General features: G+C 63.2%; 14 protein-coding genes. 8 read left to right on the forward strand and 6 right to left on the reverse strand.

Translation table 11 applies throughout. The features are described 5' to 3' along the window. Window position 1: 1 nt before the first annotated feature. From glpK to AB4048_RS02145, 3 genes are all read right to left on the reverse strand, one after another. Window positions 2-1,495 carry a glycerol kinase GlpK gene (glpK, locus tag AB4048_RS02135; protein ID WP_442200266.1) on the reverse strand — a complete coding sequence of 498 codons (1,494 nt, stop codon included), beginning with the start codon at window positions 1,493-1,495 and terminating at the stop codon, window positions 2-4. Between the two features lie 69 nt (window positions 1,496-1,564). Continuing rightward, window positions 1,565-1,951: a type II toxin-antitoxin system HicB family antitoxin gene (locus AB4048_RS02140; RefSeq protein WP_442200267.1), complete on the reverse strand. Its 387-nt coding sequence runs from the start codon at window positions 1,949-1,951 to the stop codon at window positions 1,565-1,567. A 12-nt stretch (window positions 1,952-1,963) separates the two neighbouring features. Beyond that, on the reverse strand, window positions 1,964-2,158 hold the full coding sequence (locus AB4048_RS02145; protein WP_442200268.1) for a type II toxin-antitoxin system HicA family toxin: 195 nt from the start codon (window positions 2,156-2,158) through the stop codon (window positions 1,964-1,966). Window positions 2,159-2,294: 136 nt separating this feature from the next. Here AB4048_RS02145 and AB4048_RS02150 point away from each other — a divergent pair, with 136 nt between their 5' ends. The 4 genes from AB4048_RS02150 to xdhC all read left to right on the forward strand — a co-directional run bounded on the left by AB4048_RS02150 (window position 2,295) and on the right by xdhC (window position 7,912). Then, entirely contained in the window at window positions 2,295-3,071 is a 777-nt protein-coding gene (locus AB4048_RS02150; protein WP_442200269.1) for a 3-hydroxybutyrate dehydrogenase, read from the forward strand. Window positions 3,072-3,109: 38 nt separating this feature from the next. Further along, on the forward strand, window positions 3,110-4,576 hold the full coding sequence (gene xdhA, locus AB4048_RS02155; RefSeq protein ID WP_442200270.1) for a xanthine dehydrogenase small subunit: 1,467 nt from the start codon (window positions 3,110-3,112) through the stop codon (window positions 4,574-4,576). Beyond that, a complete protein-coding gene (gene xdhB / locus AB4048_RS02160; protein ID WP_442200271.1) occupies window positions 4,576-6,915 on the forward strand; it encodes a xanthine dehydrogenase molybdopterin binding subunit in 2,340 nt (779 codons plus the stop codon). The genes xdhA and xdhB overlap by 1 nt, the downstream gene beginning before the upstream one ends. Window positions 6,916-7,105: 190 nt before the next feature. After that, on the forward strand, window positions 7,106-7,912 hold the full coding sequence (gene xdhC, locus AB4048_RS02165; protein ID WP_442200272.1) for a xanthine dehydrogenase accessory protein XdhC: 807 nt from the start codon (window positions 7,106-7,108) through the stop codon (window positions 7,910-7,912). Here xdhC and AB4048_RS02170 read toward each other — a convergent pair. Continuing rightward, complete coding sequence (locus AB4048_RS02170) at window positions 7,888-8,094, reverse strand: hypothetical protein (protein ID WP_442200273.1); 207 nt, start codon at window positions 8,092-8,094, stop codon at window positions 7,888-7,890. The two genes, xdhC and AB4048_RS02170, sit on opposite strands and share 25 nt — an antisense overlap. Window positions 8,095-8,197: 103 nt before the next feature. Between AB4048_RS02170 and AB4048_RS02175 the strand changes: the two genes are divergently transcribed. After that, a complete protein-coding gene (locus AB4048_RS02175; protein WP_442200274.1) occupies window positions 8,198-9,091 on the forward strand; it encodes a LysR substrate-binding domain-containing protein in 894 nt (297 codons plus the stop codon). 52 nt (window positions 9,092-9,143) lie between these two features. Here AB4048_RS02175 and AB4048_RS02180 read toward each other — a convergent pair whose 3' ends face one another. Next, window positions 9,144-9,476 (reverse strand): hypothetical protein, encoded by a 333-nt coding sequence (locus AB4048_RS02180; protein ID WP_442200275.1) that lies wholly within the window; start codon window positions 9,474-9,476, stop codon window positions 9,144-9,146. 291 nt (window positions 9,477-9,767) lie between these two features. Here AB4048_RS02180 and AB4048_RS02185 point away from each other — a divergent pair, with 291 nt between their 5' ends. The 3 genes from AB4048_RS02185 to guaD all read left to right on the forward strand — a co-directional run bounded on the left by AB4048_RS02185 (window position 9,768) and on the right by guaD (window position 12,883). Next, window positions 9,768-11,009 (forward strand): urate hydroxylase PuuD, encoded by a 1,242-nt coding sequence (locus AB4048_RS02185; RefSeq protein WP_442200276.1) that lies wholly within the window; start codon window positions 9,768-9,770, stop codon window positions 11,007-11,009. After that, window positions 11,006-11,422 carry a COG3650 family protein gene (locus AB4048_RS02190; RefSeq protein WP_442200277.1) on the forward strand — a complete coding sequence of 139 codons (417 nt, stop codon included), beginning with the start codon at window positions 11,006-11,008 and terminating at the stop codon, window positions 11,420-11,422. The genes AB4048_RS02185 and AB4048_RS02190 overlap by 4 nt, the downstream gene beginning before the upstream one ends. Before the next feature lie 153 nt (window positions 11,423-11,575). After that, complete coding sequence (gene guaD / locus AB4048_RS02195; RefSeq protein WP_442200278.1) at window positions 11,576-12,883, forward strand: guanine deaminase; 1,308 nt, start codon at window positions 11,576-11,578, stop codon at window positions 12,881-12,883. Window positions 12,884-12,916: 33 nt separating this feature from the next. Here guaD and AB4048_RS02200 read toward each other — a convergent pair whose 3' ends face one another. Then, window positions 12,917-14,128 (reverse strand): MFS transporter, encoded by a 1,212-nt coding sequence (locus AB4048_RS02200; protein WP_442200470.1) that lies wholly within the window; start codon window positions 14,126-14,128, stop codon window positions 12,917-12,919. Window positions 14,129-14,195 lie beyond the last annotated feature (67 nt).

The raw sequence follows: 14,195 nt of genomic DNA on the forward strand, positions 1-14,195 counted from the left end.
CTTACCCCTCGGACAGCGTCCGCTTCACGGCGTTGCGCCAGCCCTTCAGCTTGGTGGTTCGCAGCTTCTCGTCCATTTCAGGCTCGAAGCGGCGATCGCGAGCCCAGGAGCGCGCAAATTCCTCCTGGCCGGGCCAGACGCCGGCGCGGCTGCCGGCGAGCCAAGCGGCGCCGAGTGCGGTGGTTTCCAGGATGGTAGGGCGATCGACGGGTGCGTCGAGCAGATCGGCAAGCCGTTGCATCGTCCAATCGGAGGCGACCATGCCGCCATCGACGCGCAGCACGGTCGAGTCTTCGCCGTTTTTCCAGTCCTTGTGCATGGCCTCCAGCAAGTCGCGCGTCTGGTAGCAGACCGCTTCCAGCGCGGCGCGAGCGAATTCCGCCGGCCCCGTGTTGCGGGTCATGCCGAAGAGCGCGCCGCGGGCGTTGGCGTCCCAATGGGGGGCGCCGAGGCCGGTGAAGGCCGGCACCAGATAGACCTCTTGCGTTTCATCCGCTTTCGCCGCCAACTCCCCGGAATCGCTGGCGCGCTCGATCATCTTCAAGCCGTCGCGCAGCCATTGCACGGCAGCGCCGGCAATGAAGATCGAGCCTTCCAGTGCATAGGTGGTCTTGCCGTTCATCCGGTAGGCGATCGTGGTCAACAGGCGGTTCTTCGAGCGCACCATATCCGCGCCGGTGTTGAGCAGCGCAAAGCAGCCGGTGCCGTAGGTCGATTTCATCATGCCGCGCTCGAAGCAGGCCTGGCCTATCGTTGCCGCCTGCTGGTCGCCGGCGACGCCGAGGATAGGGATCGCCGCGCCGAAAACGCCCTCGTCCGTGACGCCGAATTCGGCGGCGCAATCCTTGACCTCCGGCAGCATCGCCGACGGCACGCGCAGGATGTCGAGCAGGTCCTCGTCCCAGGCATTGGCGCCGATATTGTACATCAGCGTCCTCGATGCGTTGGTCGCATCGGTTACGAAGCTTTTGCCCCCCGTCAGCCGCCAGACAAGGTAGGTGTCGATGGTGCCGAAGCAAAGTTCGCCCTTGGCGGCGCGCGCCCGCGCGCCCTTGACGTTGGAGAGCAGCCAGGAAAGTTTCGTGCCGGAAAAATAGGGGTCGAGCAGCAGCCCGGTGCGCCGGGTGAAGAGCTTTTCCAGATCCTGCCGCTTAAGCTTCTCGCAATAATTCGCAGTGCGCCGGTCCTGCCAGACGATGGCGTTGCCGATCGGGCGACCGCTCTCCCGCTCCCAGACCACCACCGTCTCGCGCTGGTTGGTGATGCCGATCGCGGCAAGCTGGCGGGTCTCGATGCCGGCGGCCGCGATCGCCTTGCGGACGGTCGAGAGCACGCTCTCCCAAATCTCCTCAGGGTCGTGCTCAACCCAGCCGGACTGAGGATAGATCTGCCGGAACTCCTCCTGGCCGACACCGGCGACCTTCATCTCCCCGTTGAAGACGATCGCCCGCGTCGACGTCGTTCCCTGGTCTATTGCCAGCACATAGCCGCTCATTCAGTCCTCCCCACTCCCGTTAGGTGCAAAGGTGAACAATACGGGCGAAAGCCTGTCAAACAAAAATGGTCAGCCGCCCATTTGAGCGATGCGACGCGTCATCCAGGCCACGTAAGACGTGCGCGTCATGGAGCGTCGGCGCGCCTCGCTGTCGATGAAGGCGAGGACGTCTTCATCGAGCATCATATTGGCTCGGACCGAGCGCCCACTGATTCGGATGAGCGGGACGCTGATAAGGGTGCAACCTTCCGGAACCGGAACCTCCTCGGGAGCGGTTGGCTTTACGAGCGCCAAACCGTCCTTCTCGGCCTCGGTGGCGTAGTCGCGCAAGGCTTCCTCGGCATTGAGCATGGCTTCGTCCAGCGTCTCCCCCATCGCGACGATGCCATCGATATCCGGGAAGCTGACGCCATAAGCGCCGACCTCGCCGTCGACGATTGCGGGATAACGATCCATCTCAGTTCCTTTCTAGGCCTGGTCGGCCCAACCCGCTTTCTTTCCGATGGAACGGGCGACCAAAGGCGATACCGTTGTGTGTCGCGGCAATGTGACGATGCCCTCGATCTGCGGATGCCGGTAGACATCGTGGCCGGCGCCATGCCGGTCAAGGAACCAGCCATCCCTCTCAAGTCTCCGCCGGATCTTTGCCGTGTTCGTCTTCATCACCGCCCCACACTGTGCAAATATATGCACGTGCCCGCACATTGTCGAGTGTTGTCGTTGCAAGCGCATCTCGTTTGCGCATAACCTTGTTCAACCCATTGCGGCCGGATGCGGCTGCGACCTTCAGGAGATCTTCATGGCAAGAACAGTCGTCGTCACCGGATCCACAAGCGGCATCGGGCTGGCGATCGCCACGGCCTTTGCGCAAAAGGGCGACAACGTCGTCATCAACGGCTTCGGAAAGCCGGAGGAAATCGAGGCGATCAAGGACCGCCTTGCGGGCATCGGCGGCGGCAAGGTGGCCTATCATCCGGCCGATATGACGAAGCCCGCCGAGATCGCCGACCTCATCGAGACCGCGGCAAAGACGTTTGGCGGCGTCGACGTGCTCGTCAACAATGCCGGCATCCAGCATGTCGAAAAGATCGAGGATTTCCCGATCGACAAATGGGACCAGATCATCGCCATCAACCTGTCGAGCTCGTTCCACACGATGCGGGCCGCGATCCCGCACATGAAAGCCAAGAAGCATGGCCGGATCGTCAACATCGCTTCGGCCCACGGCCTCGTCGCCTCGCCGTTCAAATCCGCCTATGTGGCGGCAAAGCATGGTATACTGGGCCTGACAAAGACCGCGGCGCTCGAGCTTGCCGAATTCGGCGTGACCGTGAATGCCATTTGCCCCGGCTATGTGCTGACCCCACTCGTCGAGCGGCAGATCCCGGATACGGCGCGCGCCCGCGGCATGACCGAGGAGCAGGTGAAGACCGAAGTCATCCTCAAGGCGCAACCGACCCACGAATTCGTCAAGGCCGAGGAAATCGGAGCACTTGCGCTCTATCTCGCCAGCGACGAGGCGCGGCAGGTGACCGGCACGCATGTGTCGATTGACGGTGGGTGGACTGCGGCATAACCATACACGGTTGAGCGAGGAACACCGACGGGAGCCCCATGAACGACGCCATCCGCTTTATTCTCAACGGCGAAGATATCTCGCTTTCGAACCTGCGCCCGACCGAGACGCTCCTCGACTTCCTGCGTCTCAACCGACATCTGAGAGGCACGAAGGAGGGATGCGCGGAGGGCGATTGCGGCGCCTGTACAGTGCTCGTCGGCCGGCTCGTCGACGGCGCCCTGCGCTACGAGACGGTCAATGCCTGCATTCGCTTCGTCGGTTCCCTCAACGGCGCGCATGTCGTGACCATCGAGCATCTGGCCGCCAAGGACGGCACGCTGCACCCGGTGCAACAGGCAATGGTCGATTGTCACGGCTCGCAATGCGGCTTCTGCACACCCGGTATCGTCATGTCGCTCTACGGCCTCTGGCTGGCGAACGAGAAGCCCAGCCGTGCCGAAATCGAGAAAGCCCTTCAAGGCAATCTCTGTCGCTGCACCGGATATGAGCCGATCGTGAAGGCTGCCGAGCAGGTGAGCCTGACACGCCCCAGCGCCCTTTTCGATCCCTTGGAAACGACGCGGGCCGACATCATCTCCCGCCTCTGGGCCATGCAGACCGGCGAGACGATCGTTGTCGATAGCGGCGGCGAGCGGCTGATCGTTCCGGGCTCCGTGACGGCGCTCGCCCAGATCCTCGCCGACGAGACCACCGCGACCATGGTCGCGGGCGCGACGGATGTCGGGCTCTGGGTGACGAAGCAGATGCGGCCGCTCAATCCCGTGGTCTTCATCAATCATCTCACCGAGCTTCAGACGCTTGCCGCCGGCGACGACGGCATCACCATCGGCGCGGGGGTCACCTATACCCAAGCCTTTGCGGCGATCGCCGCGAAAATCCCGTCGCTCGGACGTCTCATCGACAGGATCGGCGGCGACCAGGTGCGCAACATGGGCACGATCGGCGGCAACATCGCCAACGGCTCGCCGATCGGCGATACGCCGCCGCCGCTGATTGCGCTCGGCGCCACAGTCAAGCTGCGTTCGACCGCCGGTCAGCGCGCGATGCCACTCGAGGATTTCTTCATCGACTACGGCAAGCAGGCGCGTCAACGCGACGAATTCGTGGAAAGCGTTTTTGTGCCCTACCCCGCAAAGGACAGCCACTTTTCTGTCTACAAGATCACCAAACGCCGCGATGAGGATATCTCCGCCGTACTCGGCGCCTTCCACCTGACGCTAGACGCGTCGGGCGCGGTCGCCGACATCCGCATCGCCTTCGGCGGCATGGCGGCAACGCCGAAGCGCGCCCGCACGGTCGAGGCGGAACTGATCGGCAAGCCCTGGACGGAAGAGACCGTCCTTGCCGCCCGCCCGGCATTCGACGCCGACTTCAAGCCGCTTACCGACTGGCGCGCAACGAGCGAATACCGTCAACTGACCGCCAAGAACCTGCTGACGCGTTTTTATCTGGAGACCGCCGGCGCGCCGCAGGAGTTGCGGCGATTCGAGGAAATCGCGTGATGGACAAATCCGCCTTCGACAGCGCCAAAGTCGTCATCAACGGTCCCATGCATGGATCGCTCAGACACGATTCCGCCCATAAACACGTGACGGGTGCGGCCGACTACATCGACGACATTGCGGAGCCGGCAAACCTCCTGCACGGCGCGCTCGGCCTTTCGGACCGCGCCCATGCGGACATCGTCGGCATGGATCTTTCCGCCGTCGAAACTTATCCAGGCGTCGTCTGGGTCTTTACCGGCAAGGATGTGCCCGGCGCCAACGACACCAGCTCCAACGGCATGCACGACGAGCCGCTGCTTGCCGAAAGCAGGGTGGAGTTCCACGGCCAGCCGATCTTCGCCGTGATCGCGGAAAGCCGCGACGCAGCACGCCGCGCCGCGCGGCTTGCGAAGATCGAATACCGCGACCTGCCCCACTGGAGCGACATCGACGGTGCGCTCGCCAATGGCGAACCTCTGGTCTACTCGCCGATGACGCTGAAGCGCGGCGAGCCCGAGACCGAAATGGCGAAGGCGCCCCGCCAGCTGAAGGGGCAAATGCGCATCGGCGGCCAGGAGCATTTCTATCTCGAAAGCCACATCGCCATGGCCGTCCCCGGCGAGGACGACGAGGTAACGGTCTGGTCATCGACCCAGCATCCGAGCGAGATCCAGCATATCGTCGGCCATGTCCTGAATATTCCGTCGAACGCGGTGACGGTGAATGTGCGACGCATGGGCGGCGGTTTCGGCGGCAAGGAAACGCAGGGCAACCAGTTCGCCGCACTCGCCGCCATCGCCGCCAAGAAGCTCAACCGCGCCATAAAATTCCGCCCGGACCGCGACGAGGATATGGTGGCGACCGGCAAGCGCCACGATTTCCGCGTCGACTACGAAGTCGGCTTCGACGAAGAGGGTCGCATTCACGCTGTCGACGCCACCTATGCGGCGCGCTGCGGTTTCTCCTCGGACCTGTCAGGCCCGGTCACCGACCGCGCCCTCTTCCACGCCGATTCCAGCTATTTCTACCCGCATGTGCATCTGACGTCGAAACCGCTGAAGACCCACACCGTCTCCAACACGGCCTTTCGTGGGTTCGGCGGGCCGCAAGGGATGCTCGGGGCCGAGCGGATGATCGAGGAAGTCGCCTATGCGGTCGGCAAGGATCCGCTTGATATCCGCAAGCTGAATTTCTATGGCCAGCCGGGATCGGGCCGGACGCTCACCCCCTACCATCAGGAGGTGGAGGACAGCATCATCGCGCGGATCGTCGACGAGCTCGAAACCTCCGCCGAGTATCAGGCGCGGCGCAAGGAAATCATCGAGTTCAACCGCTCCAGCCGCTATATCCGCCGCGGGATCGCGCTGACGCCGGTAAAATTCGGCATCTCCTTCACCATGACCGCCTTCAACCAGGCAGGCGCGCTGGTCCACATCTATCAGGACGGCTCGATCCACCTGAACCACGGCGGCACTGAAATGGGCCAGGGGCTCTACACCAAGGTGGCGCAGGTGCTGGCGGACGCCTTTCAGGTCGACATCGACCGGGTGAAGATCACCGCGACGACGACGGGCAAGGTGCCGAACACCTCGGCCACAGCCGCCTCTTCAGGTTCGGACCTGAACGGCATGGCCGCCTTCGACGCGGCACGCCAGATCAAAGAGCGACTTGTCGCCTTCGCGGCCGAGAAGTGGAGCGTCGAGGCGCAAGAGGTGCAGTTTCTGCCGAACCGGGTGCGGGTCGGCGATGAGGAAGTCCCCTTCCCCGATTTCATTCGCCAGGCCTATTTTGGCCGCGTGCAGCTCTCCGCCGCGGGCTTTTACAAAACGCCGAAGATCCATTGGGACCGCAAGGCCGGGCGCGGCAGCCCCTTCTATTATTTCGCCTATGGCGCCGCCTGCTCGGAGGTGTCGATCGACACGCTGACGGGGGAATATCTGATCGACCGCGCCGACATCCTCCACGACGTCGGCCGCTCGCTCAATCCGGCGATCGACATCGGCCAGGTAGAGGGCGCCTTCGTGCAGGGCATGGGCTGGCTGACGACGGAGGAACTGTGGTGGGATGCCAAGGGGCGGCTGCGCACGCACGCACCCTCGACCTACAAGATCCCGCTCGCTTCCGACCGCCCGAAGATCTTCAACGTCAAGCTGGCGGAATGGGCTGAGAACGCCGAGCCCACCATCGGCCGCTCCAAGGCCGTCGGCGAACCGCCCTTCATGCTGGCGATCTCGGTGCTGGAGGCGCTCTCAATGGCGGTGGCAAGCGTCGCCGACTATAAGCACTGCCCGCAACTGGACGCGCCGGCGACGCCGGAGCGCGTGCTGATGGCGGTCGAGCGGCTGAAGGCCCTGTGAGAAATGCTAAGGCGGGCCTATCCCCCTCTGTCCCTCCGGGACATCTCCCCAACAAGGGGGGAGATTGGCCGCGAACGCCCTACCTTCCTCCCGACGCTCAATGAGTGGCGGAAGCAAGCCCCAGCGCTCACCCCCCTTGTGGGGGACATGTCCGGCAGGACAGAGGGGGGTGCCGCGGCACTCACCGGCCATGGCTGATTTCCGCGCCTTCCTTGCCGCCCATCCACGATGCATCGCTGTCGAGATTGCCCGCGCCCAGGGTTCCACGCCTCGCGAAGCCGGAACTGTCATGCTGGTATCGAAAACTTCGATCTGGGGAACCATCGGCGGCGGGCAGTTCGAGTTCATGGCGATTGCCAATGCCCGAGCGCTGCTTTCAGGCGGGGGCCAGGAGGTCATGGACATCCCGCTTGGGCCGGAGATCGGCCAGTGCTGCGGCGGACGCACGCAGTTGCTCTTCCGTCAGGTAACCGCTGAGCTTGCCGGGGACATCGAAAGGCGGCTGGAGGCGGAGGCGGCAGTGCGACCGCACATCTACATCTTCGGCGCCGGCCATGTCGGTCATGCGTTGGTTGCAGCGCTGGCGCCGCTTCCCGTTCGGGCAGTCGTCGTGGAGACGCGCGCGAACGAACTGGAGACGCTGCCGCCGGGCTCGCAAACCCGACTGGTCGCCCTGCCGGAAGCGCTCGTCAAGGAAATCGAGCCGGGTGGCGCTGCCGTCATTCTCACCCACGACCATGCGCTCGATTTCATGATCGCACGCGAGGCATTGCTGCGAACCGACCTCGCCTATGTCGGCATGATCGGTTCGGCAACGAAGCGGGCGACCTTTGCCCGCTGGCTCGTTCGCGAGGGCGACGGCGCCGCACTTGACCATCTGACGTTGCCGATCGGCGGCGCTGTGGTCAAGGACAAGCGGCCCGAAGTCATCGCCGCCCTGACGGCCGCCGAGATCCTGACGGCCTTTGCCGTCTACCGCCAGCGCTCATCCTCGTAGCGCGGATCGTTCCCATCGAGAAATCCGAGATCGCGCATCATGTGGTCCGGCATGGCCTCGAAATCCAACTGCTTATAGTGCGGGCGGAAATGCCGCTTCAGCATGCTGGCGACCAACGGCATCAGGCGAACGAACAGCGGCTGTCTTTCCTCGACCCCGGCGGCAACAACGGTGCAGTTCATAACATCACCTCTAATTCAATTGATAGATCAAGTTGCAGTTTGCCGCCAAAAATGCTGTAATTCCAATCGAACAATCGTCTGCATGCATAAAGAGAGCTTATCCATGAAGCTGTCCCGGCAGATCCCGCTGAATGCCCTGCGCGTATTCGAGGCGGTGGCGCGGCTCGCAAGCTTCACCAAGGCCGGGGAGGAGCTGGGCTTGACCCAGACCGCGGTCAGCTACCAGATAAAGCTGCTGGAAGAGAACATCGGCGAGCAGTTGTTCCTGCGACGCCCCCGCCAGATCGAGCTGACGGACACGGGCAAGCGACTGGCCCCCAAGATCGCCGAGGTATTCGAGATGCTCGCTGAAGTGATGGCTTCCGTTCGCGACGATACGGAAGCCACGCTCCACATCCACACGACGCCGACATTTGCCATTCATTGGCTGGCGCGCTGCATCGGTTCGTTTCAAATGCATCATCCGAATATCGCCGTGCGGCTGACGACGTCGGACACGCTCATCGACTTTTCGAAGGAAGCGGCCGATGTTGCGATCCGAAGCGGTCGCGGCGAGTGGCCGGGCCTTCGCGCCCATCCATTGATGAAAATCGACTTCACCCCGATGCTTCATCCGAAGCTGGCCGAAGCAGCCGGCGGCATTCCGACGCCAGCCGATCTGCTCAACCTGCGCATTATCGATCCAGAAGATCCCTGGTGGGACCTCTGGCTCCACGCTGCCGGGGTCGCAGATACCGTTGGCACACATCCGCGCAATCTGCTCGGCGCACAGACCTTGGCGGCGAGCGCCGCCATGGCCGGCCAGGGCGTGGCGATCCTGACCCCGCAGTTCTACGCAGATGACGTCGCAGCGGGGCGGCTATACCAGCCGTTCGATCTGACCTGCACCGACGGCCGCGACTATTGGCTCGCCTACCCGGAAAACCGGCGAAACGTCCTGAAGATCAAGGCGTTTCGCAACTGGATTCTTGGCGAATTCGGCGTTGCGCAGGATTGATGCGCGGTTCTCCCGTCGCGCTCCGAGGTCTTCGACAGCGCTCCTCGGCGGGTCAAAAATCCATGTCGGGCGCATAAAAGCAGCGTGGCGTGTTTTCATTGGGGAATAGGCAGAGGTGATAGGCTCCGTCCGGCGAGCGCATGGTCTTTCGCGTCGGCATCATGAAAATATGGTTGCGGGTGGCGAGATGATGATCGCCCGGTTCGAGCGTAATCTGAAACCCGCCCTCTACGACCTTGACGGTGCGTGACGGGATCATCTGGCAATCGCCGGTCACGCCATCGCCGTTGCAGCAATAGGGATCGTATCTCCAGCCGGTGGGAGCGTCGTGCGCTGCAACCGAGCCCGCAAAGGCAATTACGACCAGCGTCAGAAGACCGCGCATTGGCAATTCTCCGCCGATGATAGCTGCCGTGGAGGCTTCTCCATCCGGCGCCGGCCCCTATCGAGGCCGCCTTTCTAGTCATCTATGCCGCCAAAGCATCGCGGCAAGGCGAGAAGGCGCATCGGTCACCCGAGAATTACGGATTCGCGGCCAATCGACAATTCACAGGATCGTGTATCGCGTAAGGTCCCGTGCGCAGGCCGTGGGAAAGTCGCGGCGCGCCAACTCCCCCCTTTCCTAGAGCCCGAAGTTTTTGCAAGGTGTTGGGCAGAAGGCAAAAAGGGGATCTGAATGTACGAATATGCCATCGCCTGGGAGTGGCTGGCCTTTGCCGCTCGCTGGTTCCACGTCGTCACCGCGATCGCCTGGATCGGTTCTTCCTTCTATTTCATAGCGCTCGATCTCGGCCTGGTCCAACGACCCCATCTCCCCCCCGGCGCCTACGGCGAAGAGTGGCAGGTCCATGGCGGCGGCTTCTATCATATCCAGAAATATCTGGTGGCGCCGGCCACGATGCCGGAGCATTTGACCTGGTTCAAATACGAGAGCTACTTCACCTGGCTCTCCGGCTTCCTGATGCTCTGCATCGTCTATTACGGTGGCGCCAGCCTCTTCCTCGTCGACCGTCATGTCCTCGATGTCAGCCCAACCACCGCTATCTTCCTTTCGATCGCATCGCTGGCGCTCGGCTGGATCATCTACGACCTGCTGTGCAAATCGCCGCTCGGCAAGCACCTGTGGACCCTGATGGCCGTGCTATATGTGGCGCTCGTCGTCATGGCCTGGGGCTATACGCAGGTCTTTTCCGGCCGTGCCGCCTTTCTGCATCTCGGTGCGTTTACCGCCACCATCATGTCGGCCAACGTCTTCTTCATCATCATTCCCAACCAGAAGATCGTCGTCGCCGACCTGATCGCGGGGCGCACGCCCGACCCGAAATACGGCTTCATCGCCAAGCAGCGCTCGCTGCATAACAACTACCTGACGCTGCCAGTCATCTTCTTCATGCTGTCGAACCACTATCCGTTGGCGTTCGCGACCGCCTACAACTGGGTGATCGCGGCGCTGGTCTTCCTGATGGGTGCCACCATCCGCCACTGGTTCAACACGACTCACGCCCGCAAGGGCCGACCAACCTGGACCTGGATCGTCACCGTCATCCTCTTCATCGTCATCATCTGGCTCTCGACCGTGCCAAAGGTGCTGACCGGAGAGAAGGACGCGCAGGCGCTCTCCCCCGCCTTTCAGGCTTTCGCCGCGGACGCACATTTTCCCGCGGTCAAGGAAATGATTTCGTCGCGCTGTTCGATGTGCCACGCCGCCGAACCCGTATATGAAGGCATCGCGCGGGCGCCGAAGGGCGTGACGCTGGAAAGTGAAGGCGAGATCGCCATGCGTGCGCGCGAGATCTATATTCAGGCCGGACGCAGCCACGCCATGCCGCCCGGCAACGTCACGGACGTAACGCCGGAGGAACGCAAGCTGCTGGTCGCCTGGTACGAAAGCGCGGTCGCGGGAGGTACGGCGCAATGAAGTCCAGGCGTCTCAGCATGGCCGGCGGGGCACTCCTCCTCGCGGCCGCACTTGTCGGCTGCGAGGAGGGGAACGATACGGCGGCGACCGGCGATTTCAGCGGCGACCTCAATGCGCTCGGAACCGAGCCGTTCTGGGGCGTCTCGATCCGCGCCGAACATGTAACCCTCAGCCGCCCCGGCGAGGAGGACATTCAAGGCAGCAATGCCGGGCCAAAATTCGAAGGCGGCAGCGCCACCTGGACCGTCAGCGGCGGCACAAAGCCGTTTACGGTGACGGTGACGAAAGGCGATTGTTCCGACAACATGTCGGACCGGCACTATCCCTACAAGGCGCTTCTGACCTTTGAAGAAAGAGTGCTTGGCGGCTGCGCGGCCACGCCCGCGATGCTGGCGGCTAAGCCCGCTCCCTGAGCGCAAGCGGCAATTGCGCGCGACAAGACTTCTGCACCTTAAGCCGCTTGTGCTACTACGTCGGACGCGCGCCTTGCCGGGCAACTTGCGCCGAAAACGGCTGCGGTCCGGGCGACCGGGGCGCGACGCATCATCAGATCAAGGCAATATTCAATGACATCCACACTCCTGCGCGGTCGCCTTCTCTCCTTCAATCGGGCACCACAAAGCCTGACCGACGCAGGAAGCTATACCTATGAAACCAACGGCGGGCTGCTGATCGAAGATGGCCGCATCGTCGCGCGCGGCGCCTATGCGGAGATCAAGGCGAAAGCGCCCGCCGAGACGATCGAGATTGATCACCGTCCGCATCTCATCCTGCCCGGCCTCATCGACACGCATCTGCATTTTCCGCAGATGCAGGTGATTGCCTCCTATGCGGCGAACCTTCTGGAATGGCTGAACACCTACACCTTCCCCGAGGAATGTCGCTTCGTGGAGCGCGCCCATGCGGAACGCATCGCGACCCATTTCTACGACGAACTGATCCGCCACGGGACGACGACGGCGGTTGCCTATTGCTCGGTCCACAAAGCCTCGGGCGACGCTTATTTCGCGGAGGCCTTGCGCCGCAACATGCGCATGGTCGGCGGCAAGGTGATGATGGACCGCAACGCGCCGCAGGGGCTGCTCGACACGCCCGAGATGGGCTACGACGAAACCCGCGCGGTCATCGCCGAATGGCACGGCAAGGGCCGCAACCACGTCGCCATCACGCCGCGCTTCGCCATCACCTCGACGCCCGAGCAGATGGAGGCGGCAGCCACACTCGCCCGCGAATTTCCCGACCTCCACATCCAGACGCATCTCTCGGAAAACCACGCCGAAATCGCCTTCACCTGCGAGCTTTATCCCGAGGCGATCGACTACACCGACATCTATGCCCGCTACGGTCTGCTGGGCAGGAAAAGCCTCTTCGGTCACTGCATCCACCTGTCGGAACGGGAAGCCGACGCGATGAGCGAGGCGGGGGCCGTTGCCGTCCACTGCCCCACCTCCAACCTGTTCCTCGGCTCGGGCCTCTTCCCGCTGAAGGCGTTCGCTCGTCGTGAAAAGCCGGTGCGCATCGGCGTTGCCACCGATATCGGCGGCGGATCGAGCTATTCGATGCTGCGTACCATGGACGAGGCCTATAAGATCCAGCAACTGCTCGGCGAGCGCCTCAACCCGCTGGACAGTTACTATCACATGACGCTCGGCAACGCGGAAGCGCTGTCGCTTGCCGACCGCATCGGCACGCTCGACCCCGGCACCGATGCCGATCTCGTCGTTCTCGACGCCGCCGCGACACCTGCGATGGCGCTGAAGATGGAGGTTGTGAAGACGCTGCCGGAAGAACTCTTCCTGCTCCAAACCATGGGCGACGACCGCGCCGTGGCGGAAACCTATGTGGCGGGCAAGGCAGTAAAGACTGCCCTCTGATACTCACCGGCCACTGGGACAGCGTGTCACGCTTCACGACCCCTGCAGCGCCGCCTCACCCTTCCTCGCCGGCAAGGGCGGGAAGGCGAGCGCGATCGCGGCTGCACCGAGGCCTACGAGCGCAGAGCCGATAAACAGCCAGGAATAGCTGGCATAGGTGTCGTAGATCCAGCCGCCGATCAGGGGGCCGAAGGCCATGCCAATGCTGGAGAGCATCGTCGCCGCGCCGAACACCGTGCCGATGATACGCGGGCCGAAATATTCGTGCGCCAGCACGGCATAGAGCGGCATGACCCCGCCATAGGCGCTCCCGAAAATCATGGCCAGAGCATAGAACTGCGTGAGCTCGTGAGCGAAGAGATAGAGCGAGAGCACGATCGCCTGGACGAGCAGGCCGATGACCAGCACCGGCTTGACGCCGAACCTGTCGGCCGCGGCGCCATAGACCAGCCGACCGCCCAATCCTGCAAGACCCTCGACGCTATAGATGCTGACGGCCGCCATCGGCGCCACACCACAGATCGTGGCATAGCTGACCATGTGGAAGATCGGCCCGGAATGGGCCGCACAGCAGGCAAAGAAGGTAAAGCCGAGCACCAGGAATTGCGGCGAGCGGAAGACGCGCGAAAGCGACGGCCGTTCATTGTGCGATGAGTGATCGACGCCGGAGCCCGTCGCGCCGCCCGCCGGCATGCGAACCAGAAACGCCGAAGGCAAGAGCAGCGCCCAGGCGCCGATACCGATGATCAGCATGGCCATGCGCCAGTCGTAGGCGGTGATCAGCCAGCGGGCGAGCGGCGAGATCGTCATCGGCGCCACGCCGATGCCGACCGTGACCAACGAGACGGCAAGGCCGCGATTTGTGTCGAACCAGGCGGTCGTTGCGGCGATCATCGGTGCGAAGAAGGCACTGGCGGCAAGCCCGACCAAGACGCCGTAGGCGAGCTGGAACTGCAGCAGGGAAACGGCCCGGCTCGCGACCACCAGCGCAATGCCGAGGATGACGGCGCCGATCAATACGACGACGCGCGGCCCGAAACGGTCGCTCAACATGCCCCACATGAAGCCGCCGAGACCCATCACAATGAAATTCAGCGTCATGGCGCTCGAAATGCCCAGATGCGACCAACCCGTCGCTGCCGCAATCGGCTGCTGGAAGATCGCCAGCGAAAACATCGCGCCCATGGCGACGCAGGTCATCAACGCGCCCACGGCGACGATCACCCATCGATAGGGAACTGTCATGCTCATCCATCCTCCCTTGCAGGCGACTATGCACCACATTCGATCGCGTTGCAGCGGCCGCGCCGCG

The sequence above is a fragment of the Rhizobium sp. RAF56 genome (assembly GCF_052113965.1).
Lineage (GTDB): Bacteria > Pseudomonadota > Alphaproteobacteria > Rhizobiales > Rhizobiaceae > Rhizobium.

What these genes read in the sequence shown, in the direction of transcription:
- xdhB (WP_442200271.1), top strand. Translation starts at nt 4,576, where the DNA reads ATGGACAAATCCGCCTTCGACAGCGCCAAAGTCGTCATCAACGGTCCC.
- AB4048_RS02190 (WP_442200277.1), top strand. Translation starts at nt 11,006, where the DNA reads ATGAAGTCCAGGCGTCTCAGCATGGCCGGCGGGGCACTCCTCCTCGCG.
- AB4048_RS02140 (WP_442200267.1), bottom strand. Translation starts at nt 1,951, where the DNA reads ATGGATCGTTATCCCGCAATCGTCGACGGCGAGGTCGGCGCTTATGGC.
- AB4048_RS02185 (WP_442200276.1), top strand. Translation starts at nt 9,768, where the DNA reads ATGTACGAATATGCCATCGCCTGGGAGTGGCTGGCCTTTGCCGCTCGC.
- xdhC (WP_442200272.1), top strand. Translation starts at nt 7,106, where the DNA reads ATGGCTGATTTCCGCGCCTTCCTTGCCGCCCATCCACGATGCATCGCT.
- AB4048_RS02200 (WP_442200470.1), bottom strand. Translation starts at nt 14,128, where the DNA reads ATGACAGTTCCCTATCGATGGGTGATCGTCGCCGTGGGCGCGTTGATG.
- guaD (WP_442200278.1), top strand. Translation starts at nt 11,576, where the DNA reads ATGACATCCACACTCCTGCGCGGTCGCCTTCTCTCCTTCAATCGGGCA.
- AB4048_RS02145 (WP_442200268.1), bottom strand. Translation starts at nt 2,158, where the DNA reads ATGAAGACGAACACGGCAAAGATCCGGCGGAGACTTGAGAGGGATGGC.
- glpK (WP_442200266.1), bottom strand. Translation starts at nt 1,495, where the DNA reads ATGAGCGGCTATGTGCTGGCAATAGACCAGGGAACGACGTCGACGCGG.
- AB4048_RS02170 (WP_442200273.1), bottom strand. Translation starts at nt 8,094, where the DNA reads ATGAACTGCACCGTTGTTGCCGCCGGGGTCGAGGAAAGACAGCCGCTG.
- AB4048_RS02175 (WP_442200274.1), top strand. Translation starts at nt 8,198, where the DNA reads ATGAAGCTGTCCCGGCAGATCCCGCTGAATGCCCTGCGCGTATTCGAG.
- AB4048_RS02150 (WP_442200269.1), top strand. Translation starts at nt 2,295, where the DNA reads ATGGCAAGAACAGTCGTCGTCACCGGATCCACAAGCGGCATCGGGCTG.
- xdhA (WP_442200270.1), top strand. Translation starts at nt 3,110, where the DNA reads ATGAACGACGCCATCCGCTTTATTCTCAACGGCGAAGATATCTCGCTT.
- AB4048_RS02180 (WP_442200275.1), bottom strand. Translation starts at nt 9,476, where the DNA reads ATGCGCGGTCTTCTGACGCTGGTCGTAATTGCCTTTGCGGGCTCGGTT.